Source organism: Allorhizobium sonneratiae, from assembly GCF_023700755.1.
Classification (GTDB): domain Bacteria; phylum Pseudomonadota; class Alphaproteobacteria; order Rhizobiales; family Rhizobiaceae; genus Allorhizobium; species Allorhizobium sonneratiae.
The window spans coordinates 132,726-158,190 of sequence record NZ_JAMKOJ010000011.1 but is presented as its reverse complement, the minus strand read 5'-3'; the positions used below and the strand labels follow the sequence as shown (position 1 = coordinate 158,190).

General features: G+C 56.9%; 24 protein-coding genes and 1 other RNA gene. 11 read left to right on the top strand and 14 right to left on the bottom strand.

Going from position 1 to position 25,465, the window contains the following annotated elements; translation table 11 throughout:
* Positions 1–277: 277 nt before the first annotated feature.
* Positions 278–2,320 carry a hypothetical protein gene (locus NAC44_RS18395; protein WP_250943019.1) on the bottom strand — a complete coding sequence of 681 codons (2,043 nt, stop codon included), beginning with the start codon at positions 2,318–2,320 and terminating at the stop codon, positions 278–280.
* 698 nt (positions 2,321–3,018) lie between these two features.
* Between NAC44_RS18395 and NAC44_RS18390 the strand changes: the two genes are divergently transcribed.
* From NAC44_RS18390 to NAC44_RS18375, 4 genes are read left to right on the top strand one after another with little or no spacing between them, the layout of a single operon-like run.
* Positions 3,019–4,542 (top strand): glycosyltransferase family 39 protein, encoded by a 1,524-nt coding sequence (locus NAC44_RS18390; protein ID WP_250943018.1) that lies wholly within the window; start codon positions 3,019–3,021, stop codon positions 4,540–4,542.
* On the top strand, positions 4,539–5,504 hold the full coding sequence (locus NAC44_RS18385) for a glycosyltransferase family 2 protein (protein ID WP_250943017.1): 966 nt from the start codon (positions 4,539–4,541) through the stop codon (positions 5,502–5,504). The genes NAC44_RS18390 and NAC44_RS18385 overlap by 4 nt, the downstream gene beginning before the upstream one ends.
* On the top strand, positions 5,501–6,385 hold the full coding sequence (locus NAC44_RS18380) for a ChbG/HpnK family deacetylase (RefSeq protein WP_250943016.1): 885 nt from the start codon (positions 5,501–5,503) through the stop codon (positions 6,383–6,385). The genes NAC44_RS18385 and NAC44_RS18380 overlap by 4 nt, the downstream gene beginning before the upstream one ends.
* Positions 6,372–6,770 carry a GtrA family protein gene (locus tag NAC44_RS18375; RefSeq protein WP_250943015.1) on the top strand — a complete coding sequence of 133 codons (399 nt, stop codon included), beginning with the start codon at positions 6,372–6,374 and terminating at the stop codon, positions 6,768–6,770. Before NAC44_RS18380 ends, NAC44_RS18375 begins: the two co-directional genes overlap by 14 nt.
* 85 nt (positions 6,771–6,855) lie before the next feature.
* Here the strand turns inward: NAC44_RS18375 and NAC44_RS18370 are convergent, their stop codons facing one another.
* The 5 genes from NAC44_RS18370 to yajC all read right to left on the bottom strand — a co-directional run bounded on the left by NAC44_RS18370 (position 6,856) and on the right by yajC (position 11,801).
* Positions 6,856–7,320: a hypothetical protein gene (locus tag NAC44_RS18370; RefSeq protein WP_420839979.1), complete on the bottom strand. Its 465-nt coding sequence runs from the start codon at positions 7,318–7,320 to the stop codon at positions 6,856–6,858.
* Positions 7,321–7,503: 183 nt separating this feature from the next.
* Positions 7,504–8,364, bottom strand: a complete 861-nt coding sequence (locus NAC44_RS18365) for a phytoene/squalene synthase family protein (RefSeq protein WP_250943013.1) — start codon at positions 8,362–8,364, stop codon at positions 7,504–7,506.
* A 3-nt stretch (positions 8,365–8,367) separates the two neighbouring features.
* Entirely contained in the window at positions 8,368–8,754 is a 387-nt protein-coding gene (locus NAC44_RS18360) for an Mth938-like domain-containing protein (protein WP_250943012.1), read from the bottom strand.
* Position 8,755: 1 nt separating this feature from the next.
* A complete protein-coding gene (secDF, locus tag NAC44_RS18355) occupies positions 8,756–11,338 on the bottom strand; it encodes a protein translocase subunit SecDF (RefSeq protein ID WP_250943011.1) in 2,583 nt (860 codons plus the stop codon).
* Between the two features lie 118 nt (positions 11,339–11,456).
* Positions 11,457–11,801: a preprotein translocase subunit YajC gene (gene yajC, locus NAC44_RS18350; protein WP_250943010.1), complete on the bottom strand. Its 345-nt coding sequence runs from the start codon at positions 11,799–11,801 to the stop codon at positions 11,457–11,459.
* A 213-nt stretch (positions 11,802–12,014) separates the two neighbouring features.
* Here yajC and NAC44_RS18345 point away from each other — a divergent pair, with 213 nt between their 5' ends.
* On the top strand, positions 12,015–12,884 hold the full coding sequence (locus NAC44_RS18345) for an ATP-binding protein (RefSeq protein ID WP_250943009.1): 870 nt from the start codon (positions 12,015–12,017) through the stop codon (positions 12,882–12,884).
* An 82-nt stretch (positions 12,885–12,966) separates the two neighbouring features.
* On the opposite strand, the gene NAC44_RS18340 is transcribed toward NAC44_RS18345, so the two are convergent.
* Both NAC44_RS18340 and miaA read right to left on the bottom strand, forming a co-directional pair.
* Positions 12,967–14,511 carry a peptidoglycan DD-metalloendopeptidase family protein gene (locus NAC44_RS18340; protein WP_250943008.1) on the bottom strand — a complete coding sequence of 515 codons (1,545 nt, stop codon included), beginning with the start codon at positions 14,509–14,511 and terminating at the stop codon, positions 12,967–12,969.
* 141 nt (positions 14,512–14,652) lie between these two features.
* Positions 14,653–15,546, bottom strand: a complete 894-nt coding sequence (gene miaA / locus NAC44_RS18335) for a tRNA (adenosine(37)-N6)-dimethylallyltransferase MiaA (RefSeq protein ID WP_250943007.1) — start codon at positions 15,544–15,546, stop codon at positions 14,653–14,655.
* On the opposite strand from miaA, the gene serB reads away from it, so the two are divergent.
* Positions 15,545–16,435: a phosphoserine phosphatase SerB gene (serB, locus tag NAC44_RS18330; RefSeq protein WP_250943006.1), complete on the top strand. Its 891-nt coding sequence runs from the start codon at positions 15,545–15,547 to the stop codon at positions 16,433–16,435. The genes miaA and serB overlap by 2 nt on opposite strands.
* Positions 16,432–16,998 (top strand): GNAT family N-acetyltransferase, encoded by a 567-nt coding sequence (locus NAC44_RS18325; RefSeq protein WP_250943005.1) that lies wholly within the window; start codon positions 16,432–16,434, stop codon positions 16,996–16,998. The genes serB and NAC44_RS18325 overlap by 4 nt, the downstream gene beginning before the upstream one ends.
* A 49-nt stretch (positions 16,999–17,047) precedes the next feature.
* On the opposite strand, the gene NAC44_RS18320 is transcribed toward NAC44_RS18325, so the two are convergent.
* The 6 genes from NAC44_RS18320 to NAC44_RS18295 all read right to left on the bottom strand — a co-directional run bounded on the left by NAC44_RS18320 (position 17,048) and on the right by NAC44_RS18295 (position 23,363).
* The gene (locus NAC44_RS18320; protein WP_420839978.1) at positions 17,048–18,541 is read right to left on the bottom strand and encodes a Do family serine endopeptidase; all 1,494 of its coding nucleotides are present in this window, start codon (positions 18,539–18,541) and stop codon (positions 17,048–17,050) included.
* A 215-nt stretch (positions 18,542–18,756) separates the two neighbouring features.
* Positions 18,757–19,686, bottom strand: coding sequence for a protease modulator HflC (gene hflC / locus NAC44_RS18315; RefSeq protein ID WP_250943003.1), 930 nt, complete (start codon positions 19,684–19,686; stop codon positions 18,757–18,759).
* Position 19,687: 1 nt separating this feature from the next.
* Positions 19,688–20,842, bottom strand: coding sequence for an FtsH protease activity modulator HflK (gene hflK, locus NAC44_RS18310; protein ID WP_250943002.1), 1,155 nt, complete (start codon positions 20,840–20,842; stop codon positions 19,688–19,690).
* A 244-nt stretch (positions 20,843–21,086) separates the two neighbouring features.
* Positions 21,087–21,599, bottom strand: a complete 513-nt coding sequence (locus NAC44_RS18305; protein WP_250943001.1) for a dihydrofolate reductase — start codon at positions 21,597–21,599, stop codon at positions 21,087–21,089.
* A 111-nt stretch (positions 21,600–21,710) separates the two neighbouring features.
* Positions 21,711–22,100 carry a DoxX family protein gene (locus NAC44_RS18300; RefSeq protein ID WP_250943000.1) on the bottom strand — a complete coding sequence of 130 codons (390 nt, stop codon included), beginning with the start codon at positions 22,098–22,100 and terminating at the stop codon, positions 21,711–21,713.
* Between the two features lie 345 nt (positions 22,101–22,445).
* On the bottom strand, positions 22,446–23,363 hold the full coding sequence (locus NAC44_RS18295) for a thymidylate synthase (protein ID WP_250942999.1): 918 nt from the start codon (positions 23,361–23,363) through the stop codon (positions 22,446–22,448).
* 325 nt (positions 23,364–23,688) lie between these two features.
* Here NAC44_RS18295 and NAC44_RS18290 point away from each other — a divergent pair, with 325 nt between their 5' ends.
* The 4 genes from NAC44_RS18290 to NAC44_RS18275 all read left to right on the top strand — a co-directional run bounded on the left by NAC44_RS18290 (position 23,689) and on the right by NAC44_RS18275 (position 25,464).
* Positions 23,689–24,036, top strand: coding sequence for a hypothetical protein (locus NAC44_RS18290; RefSeq protein ID WP_250942998.1), 348 nt, complete (start codon positions 23,689–23,691; stop codon positions 24,034–24,036).
* Between the two features lie 65 nt (positions 24,037–24,101).
* Positions 24,102–24,483: a transfer-messenger RNA gene (ssrA, locus tag NAC44_RS18285) on the top strand.
* A gap of 147 nt (positions 24,484–24,630) precedes the next feature.
* Positions 24,631–25,137: an SspB family protein gene (locus tag NAC44_RS18280; protein ID WP_250942997.1), complete on the top strand. Its 507-nt coding sequence runs from the start codon at positions 24,631–24,633 to the stop codon at positions 25,135–25,137.
* A 114-nt stretch (positions 25,138–25,251) separates the two neighbouring features.
* Positions 25,252–25,464 (top strand): DUF4169 family protein, encoded by a 213-nt coding sequence (locus NAC44_RS18275; RefSeq protein WP_250942996.1) that lies wholly within the window; start codon positions 25,252–25,254, stop codon positions 25,462–25,464.
* Position 25,465: the final 1 nt, after the last annotated feature.

The following is a 25,465-nucleotide window of genomic DNA, read 5'->3' as shown; positions in this document are numbered from 1 at the left end:
GTCATAAAAACAAGGCAACGTAAACCTTTTGTTAAGGTTAATGCAAAGAGATGAAACGTGTCACGGTGAAGCCTGTTCAGTGTTGCACTGAAATGCGCCCACCAAATTTTCACGTCATTTCAGACACAAAACGGCGTTACACTTTGGCTGGAATTTCTCTACAGCCTGTCGCAACGAATAAAGCATCGGCCGAAAACGGGAACCGGTTTTCGGAAAAGTCCGATGGGTCAACAAAAACTGAGAGCATCGAGTCGATTCCGATTTTCAATCCGATTCTTTATGGCGTAACAAGACGCCCTTCCAAATATCCGAATTTCAAATAGTGAACGAGCGGATTAACACCTTTTATTCTTACATCTTCATTTTGATCTAAATAATACTGCGTATTAAAATTGGGCCCAGGATTGCGTCCTTCCTGCCAGCCATGGAACATGTAATGCAGCAGCGGATTGATGCCTGCCCTTCTCACATCCTCATAACGATCCAGATACCAATGGCTGTCAAACAATCTGTTGGGGTTCAGGTTCATCCGATAGCCATCGTCAAGATAGTGAAGAGCCGCTTTTTCTGCCTTTTCAGATGCACCTCCGTTCCAAGCATGAGAAACATCTGCACATTGCTCACAATAGAAATCCGCATCGAAAAGACCACTTTTGAGAATGCGTTTTGCGAGCATCTTCTTGCGACTTTTAGGCGAAATCAGCTTGCCCAATCCACTTGGAAAAGCCTCTTTCCTAGCCTGGTAATAAGCAGCTTCCATGTTAACAAGAGCAACTCGATGCAACGCGGCCAGTTCATCGCGCTGTGCTGAAGCAGCCTCCTCCGCACTTTTTTCAATATGGTGCCGCATATCGGCAATGACATGCTGATGAGCCTCTTCCAGTTGCTGCCTCAATAATCGCTCATGGTTGAGCAAGGCAGTCATTTCCGCACGACTGGCTTCATCGGCCTGATGACGCCTGTGCACGTCTTCCAATGCGGTTTTCTGTTCCATCTCAATTTGGCGAAGCTGATCACACTCCATCTGAATCGCATTGAGGGAATGTGTGATGATCACCTTCTCGTTCTCGGCCTCAGCCAAGGCAAACTCAATTCTCTGGATTCGTTCCGATTGAACCGAAATCTCCGTCAGAGATGCTTCATGCGCTTTCTGCCAATGAAGCCGCTCGCTTTGGACCTCAGTCATCTGACTTTCCAGTTCGCGATATCGCACTTCAGCATCCTGCAACTCGTTCTGCAACAGAGCCAGCCGCTCAGATTGACCTGCGACGTCACGAGCAGCAATTTCATAATTCTGTTGCAGGCCGTCATGCTCAAGCCGCAGCGCATCCAGTTGATTGCGCAGGTCCGCGCTCTGCTGTGCGGCTTGCGCCAATTCGACATCAAGCGCGCCAATGCGTGATCTTAGCACTTCGAGTTCATTCGCATCTGTTTGCTGCGTTTTCTGCAGCTCGCTATGCCGTGCGCGTATGTCTTCCAACGTCACTTCATAGCCAATCAGAAGAGGGCCAAACATCTGACCAGCCTCGTCGAGCGCTGATCGGATATCATCCAGGTCTCTCATGGCGGAATTCGACGTGGGATTATGTGCCAGCTCAATCAGAGCTTTATAAGCACGGGCTGCCCAGGTATCGCCCTCGATCTCATTCTCAAAATGCACCAGGTCCGATGAGAGAAATCTTTCTATCTCAAACGTGGAACGGTCAGTAAAATTAGGCCAGACCAAATTTATATCTTTGGAAATTTTATCAGCGGTAGCTTTCCAATCTTTACGAAACTCTTTCCAGCTGAAAATGGAACGTTTTAGAGAACGCGTTTCATATTCCGCATCAAGGACATGCCGCAGCCACAGCAGCAAGCCTTGCGCTATCGGCATTCCATGTATTTTTTTCAGAGAATTTGCCACATCCACAGGTGACCTTACTGGAATAACAACACGCGTTGTCATGTCAAGATCAGTTAAAACATGTCGCCAGAATGGAAAGAACCGGCATATTCTTGGATCTTTGAGGATCGCAAGACCCGTATTGCCAAATTCCTCAAGAACGAGATCTTTTGCTCTTCGATGAAATTCTGCAAAAACAGGCGATTGATACCATTCAGGATTGAACGCCCTCCAATCCTCCCAGCGACTGCCACCGGATGAGAGCAGATCATCATTAAAGATCATCATGCTGGTGGATTCATAATAACCCCTCGGGTTTCCCTCATCGGCAGCCATGATGTTTTTCGGTGCTGACCCGCCCAACCGTGTCAAAACGCCGGAAACAGAGCTTGTCCCGCTGCGATGCATACCCAATACCACCAGCACATCATTCATGCGTCACAAGGCCCCTTCAAAATAGCTCCAGATTTTCACCCGTCATCCGGAAACGTCACATCCCCTTTTCCAGCAACAGCGTTAAAGGACAGCAAATTTGCTAATACTATTTGTGGTTTTGATGTGGAAAGGTCAAGCCACGCGCCGCGCAGATGACGAATGCAACAACATGACAGGACGTTGCGACAATCGCGATCGCCCCTCTTGCCACAGGATAGTTGCTGGAAACAAAGCGTCGCATGGCACCAGATCAGACTATGAAAAATAAATAATAGTTATTGTTAAAAATTATATCGACCCCATAAGGGTAAAATTTCATAAAAATGCGATGTGCTGTAGGATATTGAATAAAAGCTGAACCAAAGTTAGACCTGAATAACATTGGACATCACTGGTATCCCCCCTCGAAAAACTGATAAAGGTGATGTAATTCACCACCGTCAGGACATAAGACAATGGAATGATACCGGTTGCGTCTTTCAGTTTAACGTCAGGTTAAATTGTGAAGGCTGCTCCATCGTGATAACCAGCTTCTGCGAACCAGAACCGCATAGCGCTGCTGCACAGGGACAGTCCAGCACGTCTTTGTTTTTTTGTTTCTAACCGGCTGACCAACGCTGATCCGAAGCGGATCCCGGGCGGCTGACAGCATGATGCCTGTCAGGCTCTTGTTATAAATCTTGATGGCTGATGTCTAAATGAACCGTATTTCTGCCTCTACCCCATCTTCCGGCTCTGTCCTTACGCCTTTGCGCCGCATTATTTCCAAACCATCAAAAGGTCTGCTGCTCTTCTGCCTTTTTCAGCTTCTGGTCTGGACGCTGGTGCCCGGCCTGGTGGATAAAACCCCACCGGATGATGCGCTTGAGGAATTTCTCTGGAGCCGGCAATGGATGCTGCTCACCTATAAGCATCCGCAATTTCCCGCCTGGGCGACGGGTGTGATGTATCATCTGACCGGCTCTTATATCTGGAGCGGTTATCTGCTCTGTCAGCTGGCGATCTGTATCACATTCGTTATGGTTTACCTGCTTGGCCGCGACATCATGGGCAACCGAGCTGCGCTGGCGGGGGTCATGCTGTTGCCCGTTACAGGTTTTTTTAGCGAGGGCACCCGCCAGTTCAATCACGACATTGCCCAGATGCCGTTCTGGGCGGCCATCTGCTGGTTGCTATGGCGTGCCATTCGTGAGCAAAAAACTCTATGGTGGGTCCTGCTTGGCATCGTGTCCGGCTGCAGCGTCTACGCCAAATTTTCCACCGGCGTCATCATGGCCTTTGGCGGCCTCTGGATCCTTTATGATCCGGCAGCGCGCCGGCAACTGGCGACAAAAGGCCCTTGGATCGGTTTGGGCATCATGGTGCTGCTCAGCCTGCCACTCGTGCATGGTCTGATCCGGGATCATTTCATCCAGCTGACCTATGCCACCGACCGTGACGGCTGGGTGCTCGAAAATCGCGGGCGGCTTTATTACATCGGTGTTCAGGCCGCCTTGCTCGCGGGTTTGCCGCTTGCGCTCTGGTCTTCGGGACTGTTGCGATTCAAGCGAGAGACCACGCCGTCAAGCTCCGTGCTGCTCGATGACAGATCGGCGCTCTGGTATCTGACATGGATGGGGTTGGGCCCTGCCCTTCTTCTTTGCCTCGCTTCGCTGTTCACCGGTGTGGGTGAGGCCTGGGGCAAGCCGATGTATAATCTCATCGGTCTTGTGGCCATTGCCTGGCTTGGCCAAAGGCTGACAGATGGCGCAATGAAGCGCGTGGCGATCTGGGGTTTCAGCATGATCCTTGCCACCGCCTTGTTGCATACTACCGTTGTCACGGTAAAATGCGAACTGGGCTCCCATCCCCGGCGGATCTGCATGCCGTCTTCGGCCATTGCCGCACGCTTGCAGGATGACTGGCACAAAGCTGTCAATGCGCCTCTTGGCATTGTCGCCGGTGACGAATTCTGGATGCGGGTTGCTGGAGCGCTGTCTTCCGACCGTCCATCGATGTTCACAGATTTTTCCTTCAGCGAAGCGCCCTGGATCACGCCGGATCGGCTGCGCCGCCAGGGCATGCTGGTCGTATGGGCAGATCTTCCTCCACCACCGGAAGCTCTGGCCTGGATAAAAGGATATCCGGTACAGCAGGAACATTTTGAATGGCAGGCTGGACGACCGCCCGTGACTGTGCATTACGTCATCATCCCGCCCGGCGCGTTGAAAGACATTCCATGACTCATCTTTCCATCATCATTCCAGCATTCAATGAAGAGGCCAATATTGCCGCTGTTGTCGCCCGCACCCGCAGCGTGCTCGATGGCCTCGACGTTAGCTGGACGATCACCTTTGTCGATGATGGCTCCCGCGACAGCACAGTCGAGCGCATCCGTGTGGAAAGTGTTGCTGACAGCCGCATCGGCTGTCTGGTTCTGTCGCGCAATTTCGGCAAGGAAATTGCCATCGCCGCAGGTCTCAGCGCCGCAAAAGGCGACGCTGTGGTGATCATGGATGCCGACCTCCAGCATCCGCCCGAAACCATCATCGATTTTCTGGCCGCCTGGCGGCAGGGTGCCGAGGTGGTACTGGGGCAGCGGATTGATGCGCCGGATGCCTCGCGCCGCCGTCAGCTTGCCTCCAACATGTTTTATCCGGTGTTTCGCATGATGGCCGGCATGTCACTTGAAGCTGGCACGGTGGATTTCGTTCTGCTCGACCGCAAGGCGGTGGACGCGCTCAACCGCTTTGGCGAACGGTCGCGCTTCACCAAAGGACTGTTTCACTGGATCGGCTTTCGCACCGTCATCATTCCCTTCGATTGCGGGGTCCGCACGGGTGGCCAGTCCAGCTTCAATTTCCGTCGGCTGCTGCGGTTTGCGCTGGATGGCATCATTTCCTTCTCTTCCTGGCCTTTGCGGATCTGGTCCTGGGTCGGCGCCATCGTTTCGGCAAGCTCGATCATCTATGCGCTCTATTTCCTGCTGCGCACCCTCATCCATGGCGCGGATGTGCCGGGCTTTCCCTCGCTCATCGTCTCGATCACCTTTCTCTCGGGTATTCAATTGCTGTCTCTCGGGGTGATTGGCGAATATCTTTCGCGTATCTATGATGAGGTAAAAGCGCGCCCGCTCTTCCTGATCCGCGAAGAAATCGGCAACAGCTCGCAACCAGACGTCAACAGGACCGATACCGCGGCATGAGGAAGCAAGCTGGCGCCTATCTGCTGATGGCCGATGACTATGGCCTGTGTGGCGGCGTTTCTCAGGGCATTATCGATCTCGCGCGGGCTGGCAGGCTGTCCGGCACATCGGCCATGGTCACCATGCCGGGCTGGGGCGAGGCGGCCAAAGCGTCGAACGAACTCGTGAGCCTCCTCTCCTTCGGTCTGCATCTCAATCTCACCCTCGGCGCGCCCGCAGGCCCCATGGCCCGTCATGCGCCACAGGCAAACCTGCCGCCGATCTCTCACTGGATCGCCGCAAGCTGGAGCGGTCGAATCGACATTGCCGAAATCGAAGCAGAAATCGACCGGCAGATTGACCTGTTTCGCCACACCACCGGCAGACTTCCAGATCATATCGATGGCCATCACCATGTACATGCCCTGCCCGGCATACGCATGGCGCTGGCGCGCTGTGTCCAGCGTCACTATCCCGCCGGTCTGCTGCCACTGATCCGCGATCCGGGAGACCGGCTCATGCGCATTCTGAAGCGGCGCAGCACACTTGCCAAAGCCCTGCTGCTCAAAAGCGTATCGACCGGAACACAACGCACTTTCAGCACAATTGCCGCGCCGATGAATGACGGCTTTGCCGGATTTTCCGATTTTATCCCCGGCACAGACTTTGCCGCGGAACTGGCCCGATTTGAACAGGCCAGAGGCCGGTTTCATCTGGTCATGTGCCATCCCGGATATGACGACGAGGCACTTGCAGGTCTCGACAGCGTGACAGAGCGGCGGCAAGAAGAACTGGTCACGCTCATGGCTGATGACAGCCTGCCGCAGCGGATCCTGCATCCGGCCCGCTTTCGCAATGGTGAGGGCTTCATCGATTGGGAGGCACTTCGTGCTCAATCGTGAGATTATGAGACGGCTTGCCCATGTCGCGGCCTTTGGCGTGAGCGGCCTGCTGGCCTTTGCCGTCGATGCCGCCGTTCTGGAACTTCTCACCCGGCAGGCGCATCTGTCGCCCTATCTGGCGCGCATTCCCTCCGTGGGGCTTGCCATGGTGGCGGGCTGGCTGGCAAACCGTCGATTCTCTTTCAAGGTAAAAACGCGCCCAAGCCTGACAGAATTTATCCGATATGCGGCTGCAAGCAGCCTTGGCGTGGCGATCAATTATGCCGTCTTTTCGGCATTGATTCGTTTTATCGGCCTTATCCCCCTTGAGGCGCTGGTAGCAGCCTCGGCGATTGCCGCCGGTGTATCCTATGTCGGTTATCGCTTCTTTGCCTTCCGGACGTGACAGCTCCAGTGCAAGCGTTGAAAGACAAGAGGATTTCTATCGCTTTCGTCGTTTCAACCCAAACCGATAACAGGCCAAACCACCATCAGGATTGCGTATGAGGCTCATGGTGATGTGGCAAAGGCTGATGCTTGGCCGACAGGAAATTGCCTAGAAGCCAGAGCGACACGTCGGATGCCTCTGCAGCGGTGGCAAAGAGATAGTTGCCGTTATGCTGGGGCGAATCGTCGAATTTCACATGAAAGCCATGAGCCTTCTCCAGCGGCGTGACATGGACATGGCCCGGTTCCAGCAGCTGGCACGCATAATGATTGCGCATATTGCGCATGAAGCCGGCGCGATTGTCATGCAGGCGCACAAACACCGCCTTGCCATCAGCCGTCACATGCAGACTGCGGATCGCCTCATTCGGAAAGGCACGGCCAAATTCGACGATCGCCAGACCGACATCGCCCAGACTGTCTTCACCATTGCGTTCCGCAAGCCGCGAGGCATACCAGGCAAAGCCGATCAGCCCGGCAAAAATCGCGATCCCGAATGCAACTCCCAAGGACATGTTTCAAACCCCACATCTTCATCTCGTCCAAGTTGCTGTAACCGGCGGGGCTTGCGTGAATGTGGTCTCAGCCTCGTCAACTCTCTCCGATCAACGACAGACAGGACAGAAGCCTATTGTACAATACTCAAAAGATAAAAACATCCTCACCACACGCCTCTGATGCGATGACGACTGTTAAAATTTCTTGGTCAGGCTGGCTTTGAACAGCGTCAATTGACGACGCCATTGCGGCCTTTGCGCCTGCCCGTCGAGAAAGGCCAGTGGGTGCCGACGGGCCTTGGACAACACGGGACCGGCGAGAGCCACCGGCAAATAGGCCGGAAGCAGCACGTTTTGGCCTTTCCAGGCAAGCCGGGCCTTTTGCAGGTGGTCAAGACCGAGACCGGCAAAGGCTTCAAGCGCGGCGGCAAGCCTTATACGGTCTTCGCCTGCCAGAAAACTGTCCCGGTCGAGGCCGGTCGCGGTCAAAATCTCATCGGGGATATAGAGCTGACCGCGCGCACGATGCTGCGGCAACAGCAACAAAAGCCCGGCAATAGATTGGGCGACCCCGGCATGACCCGCGCAGTCGCTGCTCTCGCGCGCCTGATCGGCATCGAGAATCAACGACGCCAGTTGAATAAGGGCAGAGGCCGTCTCTCCGGCATAGCCTTCCAGCGCCGCACGCGGGCCAATCGGATCGTCATAAAGATCGCCCACCCTGGCATCGATCATAGCCAGCAGCGCCTCGACCGGCAGACGATAGGTCGAAACGCTGTCCAGCAGCGCGACCGCCAGCGGATTGCCCGAGGTTTCGCCATGGGCCGCACCGCTCAAAAGATCGCGCCAGTATTGCAGGCGGATTTCCCCGGGCAAAGGCTCGCGCACCAGATCGCGCACCCGGGCCAGTTCCGCGCTGAAGGCATAAAGGCCGGCAAGCGCGCCCTGCCTGTCTACGGGTGAAAGCAGGCAGGCAAGATAGCGATCCCGATCCGTCTCGCGCAAAAGCGCAAGACAGGCCGCACCCGGCTCGGACGTGACATCGCCTTCAGCCATGGCTCAAACCGCAATCAGCGCTGCGGCAACAGCACGATTTTCCGACAGCATGACGTTATAGGTGCGCACAGCCGCCCCGGTGCTCATCGGATCGGAGCCGATGCCCGCCGCCTTGAGCGCGCCTTTCACATCAGCAGGGATCGGACGCAATTCCTGCCCTGAGCCGATGAGCAGGAATTCAATGTCCTCGGCCTCGTCCAGCACCAGTTTCAGGCTCTCCACCGTCAAGTCTGCGCCTTCCTCAACCGGCCATGCATAAATGCCGGATGGCAGCATCAACAGCGAGCCGCGATGCGACATATCGGCAAAGCGAAACCCGCCATTGCCATAGGTATCGATGGGAGCACGGCCGGGAAAATGCGCCGGCTTCAGTTCGATGCCCTTGCCCACATCATGCCTCCGCTTTTCCGGATGCCGCCTTGCCGGATTTGCCAGCTTTCTCGGCCTTTTCTGCCTTGTCCTCGTCCTTGCCCATGCTATCGGGCCTGAGGCGGAAGACGATCAGGACCGGTGCGGCAATATAGATCGAAGAGAACGTGCCGACCAGAACGCCAAACAGCATGGCGAAGGTGAAGGAGCGGATGACCTCTCCGCCGAAAAGGAACAGCGCCAGAAGTGCAAGCAACGTGGTGGTCGAGGTCAGGATCGTGCGCGACAGCGTGTTGTTGATCGAGCTGTCGATCAGCACGTTGAGCGGCATTTTCTTGTAGCGCCTGAGATTTTCACGCATGCGGTCATAGACCACCACCGTATCGTTGAGCGAATAGCCGACGATCGTCAGGAGGGCCGCGATACTGGTCAGGTCGAACTGCACGCCGGAGATGACATAGAGCCCCAGTGTCAAGATGACGTCATGCAGCGTGGCGATGATGGCGCCGACGGCAAACTGCCATTCGAAGCGGATCCAGATATAGACCAGAATACAGGCAAGCGAAACCAGAACGCCGATGGTCGCAGACTGCGTCAACTCGCTCGACACCGAGGGGCCGACCACCTGCGTACTGCGGAACTCATATTGGCTGTCCAGCGCATCGCGCACACGCGCCACCGCCGACTGATCGGCGCTGTCGCCATTCTTCTGCGTCTGAATGCGCACCAGCACACTGCGTGGATCGCCAAAGCCCTGGACCTGCACATCGCCGACATTGAGCCCGTTCAGTTCCTGACGGATGGCGCTCAGATCGGCATTGCCGCTCCTTGCCCGCAATTCAATGATCGATCCGCCGGTAAAGTCGATACCGAGCTGCATTCCGACCGTCGAAAACCCGATCAGCGCCGCAAGCGACAGGGCCGCCGAAACCGCGAACGTGTATTTGCGGATACCCATGAAAGGAATGTTGGTTCCGTCAAAAATCCCGGTACGGATGCCCTTGGGCAGAACCTTGGGACGGCGACGGCGCACCCATTCGGCAAACATCCAGCGCGTCAGGGTAAAGGCCGTGAAGACGGTTGTGATGATGCCGACGGCCAGCGTCACCGAGAAACCGCGCACCGGCCCCGACCCAAGGAAGAACAGCACGAAAGCGGCGATCAGTGTGGTGATATTGGCGTCAACAATCGTGGCCAACGCCTTGGAAAACCCGGTGTCGATCGATTGCAGCAGGCTGCGGCCGCTTTTGTATTCCTCGCGGATGCGCTCATAGATCAGCACGTTGGAATCGACCGCCATGCCGATGGTCAGGACGATACCGGCGATACCCGGCAATGTCAGGGTGGACCCCACAATGGTCAGGACCGCCAGAATCATGATCACATTGGCTGCCAGAGCGATAACAGCCAGCACGCCGAAGAAACCGTAAAGGCCGATCATCAGCGCCACGACCAGCGCAGCACCGATAATACCTGCCGTCACACCGGCGCGGATGGAATCGGCCCCAAGGCTCGGACCGACAGTACGTTCCTCAACCACGGTCAGCGTTGCCGGCAGTGCACCGGCACGCAGCAGCACAGCCAGATCGTTTGCGCCCTGAACGGTGAAATTGCCGGAAATCTGCCCCGATCCGCCAATGATCGGCTCGCGGATCACCGGCGCCGAAATCACCTTGTTGTCGAGCACGATGGCGAAAGGCCGCCCGACATTCTGCTGTGTCGCCTGGGCGAAACGCTGCGCACCGCGGCTGTCGAAGCGGAAGGTCACGACCGGTTCATTGGTCTGCTGATTGAAGCTTGCCTGCGCATCGACGAGATCCTCGCCGGAGACCAGAACCCGCTTTTCCACCAGATAAGGCACCGGCGGATCATCTTCGCTGTAGAGAACTTCGGAGCCAGCCGGCGGGCGGGTCTTGATCGCCTCTTCGGCGGACATGGTATTGTCAACGAGCTGGAAGGTCAGCTTGGCCGTCTGGTTGAGCAGCGCCTTCAGCCGCTGCGGATCGTTGAGGCCCGGCACCTGCACGATGATACGGTCATTGCCCTGACGCTGGATCAGCGGCTCTGTCGTGCCCAGCTCATCCACACGACGGCGGATAACCTCGATCGACTGGCTCAGCGCCGTCGACAGACGATAGCTCAGGCCGGCATCGGTCAGGCTGAGCTTCAGCAGGCCATTCCCCTCGTCGTCCAGCGTCACTTCCTGAATGCTGCCGCCGGTGAACGTGCCGGTGCTGACCGGATTGGTCAGGCTTTGCAGCGCCTTCTTTGCCGCTTCGATCTTGTCCGGATCGGCAATGCGCACTTCAACCGTCTGACCGCTGCCATTCAGGCTGTTAAACGCGATATTGGCATCCCGCAGGCTGGAACGGACATCGGAAATGGTCGATTGCAGCCGATCCTTCAGAATATCCTTGTGGTCGATCTGCAGCATGATATGCGAACCGCCCTGCAGGTCGAGGCCGAGCGTGATCTGCTTGGCCGGGAACCATTTGGGCAGCTCCTGCAACTGCTGCTTGCTGAACAGATTCGGCAAGGCGATCAACACACTCGCCAAAACGGTGAGCCAGATCAGAATGGTTTTCCAGCGGGAGAAATACAGCATCGACATCTCGGTGACTTGAGTTTGTCAGGCAGGTGCGGATCGGCATCCTGAAGGCAAACGGAAACGGGAAAATGGATCAGGCCGCCCGCAACCGGACGGCCTGTCAAACGGGTCTGGATCAGCTATCGGCCTTGACCGGCTCGCCCTTGACGCGAACCTCGGCAATCAGGCTGCGCATGGCACGAACTTTGACGCCATCGGAAATTTCGACCTCAAGCTCTTTTTCGTCGATAACCTTGGTTACCTTGCCGATGAGACCACCGCCCAGAACGACCTGATCACCGCGACGGATGGCGTCCAGCGTTTCCTGACGCTTTTTCAGCTGGCTGCGCTGCGGACGGATCAGCAGAAAATACCAGATGACCAACAGGGGAACGAAGAGAATAATCATCTCCATTCCAGACCCGAAACCGCCGCCGGCGGTGGAACCTGCATCCTGGGCGAAAGCTTGCGTGATAAACATCCACAACTCCTTGAATATCGGGGAGAGAGACATTCACCCCTTTTGGCCGCCGGAATATAGTAATGACGGCCACGAATGCAACACAAACAGCATTTGCGCGTACCGATTCCCCGGCTAATACACTTTCTTGCCCCAACACACCATGTTACGGCCTCCTCACGCAAGATCGCATTCGGGTGATAACCCACCTTTTGGTTGCGAAAGGAAACACCGATGACGGATAGCATGAACGAGCTTCTGCGGCAGGCCAGCCGGATTGCCGATGCACTGGAACGCCTGGCCGGCCCCGCGCCGCAGCCTCCCGACTGGGACGCCGCCGACTGTTTCGTCTGGGCGCCTGCCAGCAGGCGCCTGCAGCCGGTCAGGGCACCCAACCGCGTTGCGCTGTCCCTCATTCGCGGCGTGGACCGGGTGCGCGACATTCTCCACGACAATACCGAACGCTTCGCCCTGGGATTTCCCGCCAACAATGTGCTGCTCTGGGGCGCGCGCGGCATGGGCAAATCTTCGCTGGTCAAGGCAGTCCACGCCGACATCAACCGGACACACGGTCTTGAGATGAAGCTGATCGAGGTGCATCGGGAAGACATCGCCTCGCTTCCGCTGCTGCTCGATATTGTCAAGGACAGCGGCAAACGGGCACTGGTCTTTTGCGACGACCTCTCCTTCGACCATGACGACACCGCCTATAAATCGCTGAAGGCCGCCCTTGATGGTGGGCTGGAAGGACGGCCCGACTCCGTTCTCTTTTATGCCACGTCGAACCGTCGTCACCTTCTGCCGCGCTCGATGATGGAAAACGAGCAATCGACGGCGATCAATCCTTCCGAAGCGGTCGAGGAAAAGGTCTCGCTGTCCGACCGATTCGGCCTGTGGCTCGGCTTTCATAAATGCAGCCAGGAGGATTATCTGGCGATGATCGATGGTTATGCCGCGCATTTCAAACTGGCGATCACACAGGAAGACCTGCACCGGCAGGCACTGGAATGGGCCACCACTCGTGGCGCACGCTCAGGGCGCGTGGCCTGGCAGTTCATTCAGGATCTGGCCGGGCGGTTGCGCGTGCCACTCACCATGATGTGACCCTCACAGCAATGAAGAGCGGAAAACAAAAAGGCCCGGCACGATGCCGGGCCTTTTCGTTGATATCCTTGAGACGCAACACCTATTCAAGGAACTTCATGGGATTGACCGGGGTGGCATCCTTGCGCACCTCGAAATGCAGAGTCGGCTGGGTGGCATTGCCGGTCATGCCGGAGAGCGCAATCTCCTGACCGCGTGTGACGTTTTGACCGCGATGAACGGTAATGGTTTCGGCATGGGCATAAACCGTGACGGTTCCGTCCTGATGACGCAGAAGAACGGTATTGCCCAATTCTTTCAGACCATTGCCGGCATAGATGACCACGCCATTTTCCGCTGCCTTGATCGCTGTGCCCTGCGGCACGGAAATATCGATACCGTCATTGCGTTTGCCGCCGACATTGGCGCCAAAACCGGCAACGACAGCACCGCGCACCGGCCAGCGATATTTGCCGATACCGGTGGTTTCCGGCGCTTTTTCATTCGGATCGATGGAAGCGACCTGATTGACGGTCTGGTTTGCAGAAGGTGCCTGCTGGTGCGCAGGAGCCGGAGACACACTGGCGCTGGCACTGAGGCTGACTGGCGTTGCCGCCGGACGCTGATCTGCCTCAGGCAGGTTGAGCGTCTGGCCGACGCGAACAGAGGCAACGCCAAGCCCATTGGCCTTTTTCAACGCATCAACGCTGACACCGTTTTCGCGGGCGATCTTGACGAGCGAATCGCCGGGCTTGACCACATAGGTGCCAGCAGCAGGCGGCATAGGTCCGCTTCCGGAAGCTGTATCGGCGTTGGATGCGGCAAGATCGGAGCGCGCCTTGTCACGCATTTTCGGATTGACCGGCAGAACGGCAACCTTTTCCTCGCGATGCTCTCTCGGCATCGGCGCATGACCGGGCGGCACCAGCATGCCTTCGGCCGCAGCCGTGCGGGCAGGCGTCGAGCGTGCACCGAAAGTCGGGATCACAATGGTCTGCCCCGGCTGCGCCGAACGGGCGGAGGCCAGATTGTTGGCGCGCAGGATTTCTTTTTCCGGCACACCGTAACGATTTGCCAGCATTGCCACGCTTTCACCCGGACGCAACGTCACCCGCGGCGCATTGGTCGTGCTCCAGCCATTGGCCTGTTCATGCTTCGGCTCGGGGATCGTACCGGTGGTCATGCTGTCGCCACGATCAGGCGTGGCCGTTGCAGCCTTGTCAGCGGGGAACGAAGCCGCAGAGCCGCGGCGGCTTGAAATCGGCGCGTTCGTTGCCGTTGCCCCAGGCGGCGGTGCGAGCGCTGCACTCTGCACGACGGAAGGCGAAGCCGAACTGCGTGCAGGAGACGCCCCCGGATAAGGCTGAGACAGGGCCTGCTGGCGGGTCGAATAATCACCGCCTGTCGGCGCATAGGTGCCACCGGCATTATTGATATCGGCCATCGGCACCGGCGGCGAATTCAACCCGGTAATCTGCGGTCCGGAAGGCCGAACGACAGAGGCCGTCGTCAACGTGTCCTTGTCGGAAAACAGCCCGCTGAAGCGCGTGGCATTGGAACTGCAACCGGTTGCGACGCTGGCAAGAAGCCCGACCAATACGATCTGGGCCACGGGCACGCCGGTATTTAAAGGCTTACTCTGACGCATGATACGATCCACTCACGACGCAACCATTCTTGAGATGATTAAAGCGCGTTAGTGTTACCGGTCGGTTAACCGAGCTGAATCTTTGTCAATTTTTTGCCGCAAGTTGTAACCAGAGAATTGATTTCAAATAGAAAACGAGATTTACTCTCTCCGCTGCCAGCTTTCATCCATCTGGTTTCTGAAAAAGGTCATCTGCCGCTTGGCATATTGGCGGGTCGCCGCCGATGCCTGTTCGATGGCCTCTTCACGGCTGATCTCACCCTTCAACATCGCTGTAATCTGCACCACACCGATCGCCTTCATCACCGGCATGTCTGGCTGAAGTCCAAGATCAAGCAGCGCCTTCACCTCCTCGACCGCGCCCATGTCCATCATCCGTTCGAAACGCCGGTTGATTCGCGCATGCAATAACGCCCGTTCCGGCAGAACGACCCATTTTTGCGCCCGCGCCGGATCGACGATCATCGGACCTGCCTCGGACTGATAATCGGCAATCGAGCGGCCGGTGGTCAGCATCACTTCCAGCGCCCGGATGATCCGCTGGCCATCCGCCGGGTTAAGCCGCGCAGCCATCTCGGGATCAAGCCGGACAAGCTCCTGATGGAGACGTGCCGCGCCCTCCTCAGCCTCGCGCTGGCGCAGGTTCTGCCGCAGCGCATCATCAATGGCCGGCATGGCGGACAGTCCGCCGGTCAGCGCCTTGAAATAAAGCCCTGTACCACCAATAATCACCGGCAACCGCCCTTGGACTTTCAGCTCGGCAATCAGCGATGTCACCTGCCGCAGCCAATCGCCTGATGAATACGCGGCCCCTGCCGGAACATGACCATAAAGATGATGCGGAATGCCTATCATGTCAGCTTCGGAAGGCCGGGCTGTCACCACTTGCAGCGTGTCATAGACCTGCATGCTGTCGGCATTGATCACCACACCGTTATGCGTCCCGGCCAGCTCCAGTGCCAGGGCGGACTTGCCGCTGGCGGTCGGTCCCGTTATCAGGATGGCATCCATAGGTTCACCAAGGTTATCGCTCATGGCTTTCGTTGCCACGCTTCTTGCCAATTCGTCAAATCCTGTTCTCCTCCCGGCGCTGGCCGAGCGGGCAGCCGACACCATCGCCGCCGCCGGTCTTTACTGGCTGGCCGACGGCATCGCCTGCGATCTGGCCTTAAAAGACGGAACCGATCCTGAAACTGCCGCCACCCGCCTTCGCGAACTCATGAGTGGCCATCCCATCGATGTCGCCGTACAGGACAGCGACAACCGCCGCAAGAAACTGCTGCTGGCCGATATGGATTCCACCATGATCGGCCAGGAATGCATTGATGAACTGGCCGCCGAAGTCGGTCTCAAGCAACAGGTGTCCGAGATCACCGCACGGGCGATGAATGGCGAAATTGCCTTTGAACCGGCGCTGCGCGAGCGCGTGGCGCTGTTGAAGGGCCTGCCGGTCTCCGTGGTGGATGACGTGATCGAAAAACGCATTACCCTGACACCGGGCGGGCCGGAACTGATTGCCACGATGAAGGCGAAGGGCTTCCATACGGCGCTGGTCTCCGGCGGCTTCACCGTTTTCACCACCCGCATTGCCAAAACGCTGGGCTTTCATGAAAACCACGCCAATATCCTTCTCGAAAAGGACGGTGTGCTCACCGGCGAAGTGGCCGAACCAATCCTCGGCAAGCAGGCCAAGGTTGATGCGCTGATCGCTATCAGCGACAGGCTGGGCATCAGCCCGGATGAGGCCATGGCGGTCGGCGATGGCGCCAACGATCTCGGTATGTTAGGTCTTGCCGGATCGGGTGTTGCGCTCCACGCCAAGCCAAGCGTGGCAGCGCAGGCAAAAATCCGCATCGATCATGGCGATCTGACGGCGCTGCTCTATCTTCAGGGCTATCGTAAAACGGATTTCGTCACCGCATGATCCCTCTTGAAACCAGCCGCCTCATCCTGCGAAACTGGAAAGACAGCGACCGCGACCTCTTCCGAGAGATCAACCGCGATCCGAAAGTCATGGAGTTCTTTCCCTTTCGCCGCACCCCGGAGGAGGCCGACCGGCTGCTGGAACGGGTGCGAACGCTGATCGAGACGACGGATTTCTGTTTTTACGCGGTGGAACTCAAGGAAACCGGCGAACCGGTCGGCTGGTGTGGTCTCTCCGATGCCAGTCTGCCGGAAATCTTTCCCGAAGGCACGGTGGAGATCGGCTGGCGGCTCGCCACCCGCTACTGGGGCAATGGCTATATCACCGAAGCGGCCAAAAGCCTGTTCGCCTATGGCTTCACCCATAAAGGCCTCAAAGAGATCATTGCCTTCGCCGTTGCCGAAAACCGGCGCTCCATCGCCATCATGGAACGGATCGGTATGACGCACGACCCGAAGGCCGATTTCATTCATCCCCGCATTCCAGACACGCATCCGCACCTCAAGCCGCATGTCGTATACCGGATCACGGCAGAAGCGTGGAGACGCTCATCCTCTGCATGAAGAAGCGGAATCATTTTATCCGGCACTTGGGATAAAGCGCTGAAAAGACTCATTCCAAGGGAATACCGATAAAGCGCAGTGCGCCCGTGGCATCGGCCACCATCAGGTGAATGCTGCGGCGGCCCTCCGATTTCAGCTTCTGGACCTTTTCAGCCATGGCATCCGGCGTGGCGACAAATTCCTGCGCCACTTCCTCGATCACCTCGCCCACTTTCAGGCCCTTGCGCTCGGCTTCGGAGCCGGGCTCGACACGGGTGATCAGCAGACCTTCAACACCCTTGGCAATCTTGCCGGCAACCCGCTTGTCCTCGGTCAGAGGCGTCAGTTCCATGCCAAGAACTGCCCCCTGCGCGGTCTTGACGGACGGATCGCCATTGTCACCATCGCCTTTCGGGTCAGCCTGTTCATCGGCCTTCGCCGTCTCTTTCTCCTCCGGCTGACGTGTCAGCTTGACCTTCACCGTCTGACGGCTGCCATCGCGGAAGATCGTCATCTCGATCTCCCGGTCGAGCGGGCTTTCGGCCACCATGCGCACCAGATCGCGACTTTCAGCAATATCCTTGCCGCCGAAGCTGATGACAACATCGCCTGCTTTCAGCGGACCATGCGCCATCGGGCCACCATCGATGATGCTGCCGATCAGCGCGCCATGGCCGGACTTCAGGCCTGCCGCCTTTTCCAGATCCTCCGGCACCGGCTGAATACGCACGCCCAGCCAGCCGCGCCGGGTTTCACCATAGGTCTTGAGCTGTTCGATGACATTTTGCGCCAGTTCCGTCGGAACGGCAAAACCGATGCCGATGGAACCGCCACTCGGAGATATGATCGCGGTGTTGATACCGATGACCTCACCCTGCATGTTGAACAGCGGTCCACCGGAATTGCCCTTGTTGATCGCCGCATCGGTCTGGATGAAATTGTCATAAGGCCCGGCATTGATATTGCGCCCGCGCGCCGAAACGATGCCGAGCGTGACCGAACCGCCCAGGCCGAAGGGATTGCCGATGGCCATCACCCAGTCGCCGATGCGCATCTTGCGCGAATCGCCGAATTTCACTGCTTTCAGCGGTTCCGGCGAATCGACCTTCAGCACCGAAAGGTCCGTCTTGGTATCGGTACCGACCAGCTTCGCCTTCAGCTTGGTGCCATCGGAAAAGATCACCTCGATATCATCGGCATTCTCGATGACATGGTTGTTGGTGACGATATAGCCAGCCGGATCAATGACGAAGCCGGAACCGAGCGAACTGACCTTGTGATTGCCGCTCTTGCCATCCTTGTTCTTATAGAAATCGTCGAACAGATCTTCAAAGGGCGAGCCTTTCGGCACCTGCGGCAAGGGCGTGGCATTGTCATCATCGACATTCTGCGACGTCGCGATATTGACCACCGAAGGCAGAAGCCCCTCCGCCAGATCGGCAACCGGAGCCGGGCCGTGAAACGCCGACATATCCACCGCCAGAGCCACCCCCGGCAGATAAACCCCTGCCAGAAGCACAAGAGAGGCTGCCACCCTGCCGGTCATCCTGCCGCGTGCGATCATTATCATCCTCTTTTCCCTCGCCATCTGCTTGTCAGCAGACAGGCCACCCGGTCATGCCGGACATTGTATCGACTATAGAAGCAGCGGCTTCAATCCGAAACGGCTGACTGGCTTTGTGCACCATATCCTTGCGGTGAAACTATGAAGCGTGAAAAAACAAAGGGCGACCCAAAGGCCGCCCTTTTCAACAGGATGGTTATAACCATCCGTTTTTATCAGTTTTTCGCCGGTGCCGCAGGCTGCGGCAGATCTTTTCCGGTCGATGCTGTGCCATTGGCATTGTCGAAGAACTGGAAGAAGTTCGACTTGGGCGACAGCACGAAAGACGTGCCTGGCGTGGTCAGCGCCTGCTGATAGGCCATCATCGAACGATAGAATTCGAAGAAGGCCGGATCGCTCTTATAGGCATCGGCGAAAATCCGGTTGCGCTCGGCATCGCCCTGACCGCGCAGGATTTCCGCGTCACGGCGCGCATCGGCCTTCAGTTCGACCACCTGACGGTCGGCAATGGCCCTGCGGCGCTGGCCTTCCTCATTGCCGCGGGCGCGGATGAGTTCGGCTTCGGCCAGACGCTCGGCCCGCATGCGGGCAAAGGTCTGCTGAGAAACCTCCTGCGTCAGATCGGTGCGGCGGATGCGCACGTCCTCGATGGTGATACCCAGCGTTTCGGCATCCTTTTTCAGGTCCTCAGCCACTTCCTGCATCATCTGCGAGCGGGCGGTGGACAGGGCGGCCTCGAAGCCGCGCAGACCGTAAACCCGGCGAAGCGACGCATCGAAGCGGGTGCGCAACCGCGCCTCAGCCGAATCCCGGTCACCCGAGACCGTTTCGCGGAAGCGTCGTGCATTGGTGATCTTGTAGACCATGAAGGCATCGACTTCATAGAATTTACCGCCGGAAACCTGCACTCTTATATTGTCCAGATCGAAGCGCAGCGACTGATCGGAGATATACTGTACCCGATCCGCCCCCATCACCGGGAAGGGAAGCTTGAAATAGACGCCGGGCTTGTCATAGACGGCCCGGATCTTGCCGAACCGCACCACGACTGCCTGTTCGCGCGGATTGACCACGAAAATCGACGAATAGGCGACCAGAAACACCACGGCAAGACCAGCCAGAATGGCGAGAAGACGGTTTGACATCTTACTTGCCTCCCTGCTTGGTGGTGGCTGTTGTGCCGGAGGCGCCGATACGACCGAGTTCATTCAGCGGCAGATAAGGCGTGACCCCCTTCTGGTTATCATCCAGGATCACCTTGTTCGACTTCTTCAGCACATCCTCCATGGTTTCGAGATACAGCCGCTCGCGGGTGATCTGCGGCGCCTTCACATATTGCGCATAGATCGACAGGAAACGCTGGGCTTCGCCTTCAGCTTCCTTGACCACGCGATCCTTATAGGCTGCGGCCTCTTCGCGGATCTGGGCCGCTTCGCCGCGTGCCTGACCGAGCTTCTTGTTGGCGTATTGATTGGCCTCCTCGACGAAACGGTCCTCGTCCTGTTCGGCGCGCTGCACCTCATCAAAGGCATCGGCCACTTCACGCGGGGGCGCGACATCCTCGATGGCAACCGCATTGATGGCAATGCCAGCCTGATAGCGATCCATCGTGTCCTGAATGATATTGCGCACATCCATGGCGATCGACTGGCGCGCATCACGGAAAATATCCTGCGCCGGACGCCGGCCGACCACTTCACGCATGGCGCTTTCGGCCACCTGCTGCAGGGTCTGCGGCGGTGATTCCAGATTGAACAGATAGGCTTTCGGATCGTTGACGGTATAGAGCACGGAAAACTGAACATTGACGATGTTCTGGTCGCCGGTCAGCATCAGCCCGGCCGTTGAGGTGCTGGAGGCCTTGGCGCCGATGTTCAACTGCTGCTCGGTGACCTTGACCTTTTCCACCCTGTCCATCGGCCACCAGTGGAAATGCAGGCCCGGACCGGAAATATCAGGCCGCGGCTGACCGAAGCGCAATTCCACACCGCGTTCATCCGGCTGTACGGTATAAACGGCCTGCGTCAACCAGAACCCGGCGAGAACCAGTGCAATGAGCAGCACAACCACCGAATTGGCACCGCCCGGCATGATGTTCCTGAAACGATCCTGACCGCGCCGGATCAGCTCTTCCAGATCCGGTGGCTGTTTTCCACCGCCGCCATTATTGCCACCGCGTGGCCGGTTTGGCCCTTGACCCCAAGGCCCCTGACCTCCCGGCCCCTGACCTCCGGACCCTTTATTGCTGTTCCCCGAGCCGCCGCCCCAAGGGCCGCCGCCATTCTGATTGCTCCACGGCATCAAAACCTCTTCTGTCGTGAGCCTTCCCACCCCGCCTGCCCGAAAGCTGGCCAGAGCCTGAAGCGCTGCATATCCTCCCCGCGCGGCCCTTGTCCAGATGGCCACTCATAGCCGAAAGGGCCCTGAACGGTGCCAATGTCACGGCAAGCCACCCGGATTATCCCCGTTATAGGGATCGCAAGACAGGCTTTCAACGCAGAGGGGCCAACTTCTTTCAGCTCAAGGTAAAAATGCGATCCGGCTTTTACCGGCGCCGGTAGATCACATAGCGCGTTGCATGGCTGTCTTTTTCACCCGCCGGTACATATTCGCTTTGCACTGCCGTGAATATCTCCGGATCAATGGCCGGGAAAAAGGCGTCGCCATCGGCAAATTCGGCCTCGACATGGGTGACATGCAACAGCCCAGCAAGCGGCAGCGCCTGACGGTAAATCTCGCCGCCTCCCAGCACACAGACCTCATCGACATTAAGACTGCGCGCAATCTCATCCGCCCGTTTCAACGCGGCATCGAAGGTCGTCGCGGTTTCGACGCCGTCAGCCTCGAAACGAGCGCTGCGGCTGACGACGACATGAGGACGGCCCGGCAAGGGTCGCGAACCGAAGCTTTCAAAGGTCTTGCGCCCCAGCACCAGCGGCTTGCCCATGGTCAGCACCTTGAGGCGCTTTAGATCGCTCGACAGCTTCCACGGCATATGACCCTCGCGGCCAATGACACCGTTTTGCGAGACCGCAACATAAATCGACAAGGTGGGCATGGGACAACTCCTTGATAAGGCTGCCTTTATGACGGCACAGCGCCGTTTTGCCAAATAAAAAAGCCGTTGTGGCGCTCCACAACGGCTTTTCGTCGCAGATGATAAGAGCTCTCAGCCCTTCTTCATCGCCGCATCGACGCTGATCGATCCACCGCCAGCAAAGACAAAATAAAAGAACACGAAGCAGAAGAGAATGGCAGCATCGCCACCATTGTTGGCCGGAAAGAAACCATGCTGGAAATGGACGAGAAAATAGGCAAAGGCCATCACGCCAGACGCGAGAAAAGCCGCCGCACGGGTAAACAGGCCGATGGTGATCAGAAGACCGCAGCCGAATTCAAAAAAGCCGGCAACCCACGGCAGAGAGCCAACCGGCGGGTCCATGGTCAGAACCGGAAAACCGAGCAATTTGCCCATGCCATGTTCAAGAAACAGAAGACCTGCCATCAACCGCAACAGGCTGAGAACCAAAGGCGCATACCGGGATAAAGTGGAAGACATAACAAACCTTTCGGGTAAAAGACGGGCAAGAAAAGCCACGTGTGCGACACTTTGTCACACCACACTTGATAAAATCTTCGTGAACATCGCGTCCATCGAAGGCAACACCTCTGTGGTCAGTATAGAAAAGACCATGACAACCGCATGCCATGGTCTTTGACGATAGTGCCTTTTTACAGAGAAAGGGTCGGGCGCGCGAGACGGAAAGCGTCGAACACTGCGTTCACCCGAAGCGCAGAAACCGGTGGTCCTGACTTTCGTGTCCCCATTGGCTTTCGCGACGACCAACTGCCGGATCTTGTCCCGATTCGCCAACAGAAAACGGTCTGGTCCCGTGGCGACGCCTCACACGGCGACGGGCGCCTCGATCGGCGGATGCGGATCGTAACCCGTGACCTCGAAATCCTCGATGCGGTAACCATCGATGCTGTCCGGTCGGCGCAACAGCTTCAGCTTCGGAAAGGGCTTTGGCGTGCGGGCAAGCTGGGTGCGCGCCATATCGACATGATTGAGATAAAGATGCACATCGGCACTGGTATAGACCAGTTCACCAGGCTGCATATCCACCTGCTGCGCCACCATGAATAACAGCGCCGCCTGCTGGGCGATGTTGAATGGATTACCGAGAAACATATCATTGCTGCGCACATAGGTCATCAGCGACAGGCGCGGCCGTGCCTTTTCATCCCCCAGACCGGAAACATGGAACTGATAGACCAGATGACAGGGCGGCAAGGCCATTTGCGGCAGTTCCGGCACATTCCAGCCATGAAACAGCATCCGACGGCTCGTGGGATTGATCTTCAGCGTTTCGATCACGGTCTGAAGCTGATCATGCTCACGGCCCTCAGCGTCGCGCCAGCGCCGCCATTGCTTGCCGTAAACCGGACCAAGATCGCCCCATTTTGCCGCGAATTCCGCATCCTCGACAATGCGCGCCTCAAATTCCTCCTGAGTGATCGCTTCCCCGGTTGCCTTACTGTAGGCTGCGAGGGGCCAGTCGGTCCAGATGCGGACATTATCCTGCAAGAGCGCCCGAATATTCGTCTGCCCGGTCAAGAACCACAGCATTTCCTTGACCGCCGTTTTCCAATAGACCCGTTTGGTGGTGAACACCGGAAACGTACCGTCCGATAGATCAAAGCGCATCATGGCCCCGAGCATCGACAGCGTGCCAACGCCGGTACGATCGATACGGCGATCACCCTTCTCCAGAAGATGGTCGAGAATGTCGAGATACTGATATTCCGGGTGACGCGCCATGAGGCTTTCCTTGTCGCGGGCGGCTGGTGCTCACGCCCATATTCGTTTCAAACAGTGGCGAGCATACGATAAATGCCGCACTACCCGTACGACCGTATAAACAAATCCGTCAGCTGCGATAAACAGAGACCGTTCTGCACGGATTCCAAGACGTGGCAGAAGCGTATGTTTCTTTGCTCGGCAACTGATTCATCGCACTGCTTTTGCCGCATCATATGGCACAGGACGACATTATAAAGCACTGCAGCTTCAGCTTTCCACGACAATTACCGCAACAGGTGCGTGAGGCCAAAAGCAGAATCATCCTCTGTGTGTTTCGTTACAGATGGGATCGACCGGTTCAGGCACCATGCCTCCGATCTTAACCGACCAATTTGGGCATGTGAAAGGAAGCAGGATGCAGGTTCAATGGGAACTAGACGGAACTAACGCTGCTGAATCGCTAGGTATTAATGACCTTGGACAGTTTGGCGCGACCGTACAGACCTGGGTCACGGCCAATGTCAATACCATTGACCCCTCGGGCGGCACGGTCGAGATTGCATATAAAGACAAGAACTGGATCGTAACCTATTCGATCCAGCCAAGCATTCCCACGTCCGACACCATTTTTTCAATCGATAACGTGGCGCCTGCAACAGCCTCTGCCGCAACCGAGACATCGACGACATGACCGCTCTTTGCCCACACAATCGGTAAAAACGCAGAAAAAAGCAAAATGTTACAAATCCGATGAGCCCCCTTTTCACCGGCAGATAAAATATCTATATCAGCCCTGCCGGTGCTTGCGCCGGCTATGGCAATAAACGGTCGATGAAATAAACCTATTGGACCCGGGGGCGGTACCCGGCGCCTCCACCAAAAACCGGTCGGTGTACGGCACATGATGTGCAGGACCGGCTTTTGCTGGGGGCGAAATAGGATCGACAAGGGTGTAAAGATCGAACTTTTGCCCGGCATGATACCGCCGTTATCGGGTCACAAGTGTAGTTGCAAATGACAACAACGCTCAGGGTTACGCTGTCGCTGCTTAATCGCGGTGCCAGAAACCCAAACTAAGTCCTTGCGGGTAGCACTGTAAGGCGGGGTTCGGAGGTACCTGGCAACAGAAACCTCCACTTTCCCGGCCTTTTAAAAACCAACAATCCGTGTCTTTGACTAGGAAATAAATTTGAGGCTTTGCGCCTTTGCCACGCTTGGCTTATAAAGAGTATTCAAACCGGTGCCGCTGGCGGCAACGCGAGACAGACAAGGAAAGACAGGACATATGGGGCAGGACCACATCCGTTACGACATTCTGGCTCAGGACGCACTGCGCGGCGTTATTCGCAAGGTGCTGGCTGAAGTGGCTGCAACGGGCAAGCTGCCGGGTGAGCATCATTTCTTCATCACCTTTTTGACCGCTGCTCCGGGTGTCAGGATTTCCCAACAGCTCAAGTCAAAATATGCCGAACAGATGACAATCGTTCTGCAGCACCAGTTCTGGGACCTGAAAGTCACAGAGAGCCAGTTTGAAGTCGGCCTTTCCTTCTCCGATAAGCCGGAAAAGCTGGTCATTCCTTTTAACGCCATTCGCGGTTTCTACGATCCGTCGGTGAATTTCGAACTCGAATTCGACGTTCAGATCGCTGAGGAAGAAGAAAACTCGGCCGAAATCACTGCATATCCTCTGGCCACTCCGGACAATATCGAAGAGCCTAAGGCTGAGAAAAACGAAAACGACAAGAAAGAAGGCTCAGTCGTCTCCCTCGACGCCTTCCGCAAGAAACAATAAAGCCGTTTCCAATCGGTGGAACACTCTGACAAGGCTCAGTCTTGCCAGAATTCTTAGAAAATGACGGGCGGTCGGGCTTAAACCCTGACCGCCTTTTTGTCAGAGGATTTGGTCATGACAGGTGATGTCGTCAATCTGAGGCAGTTTCGCAAAACCAAGGCCCGCGCCGAAAAAGAGAAGGCGGCGGAACAGAACCGGCTAACCCATGGCCGGACGAAAATGGAAAAAAATCTGACCAAAGCTTTGAATGAAAAGGCGAAGAAAGACTTCGATCAATCCCGGCTGGAGCGTGAACCCTCTTCACCCAAACCTGACAGCTCCGAATAAG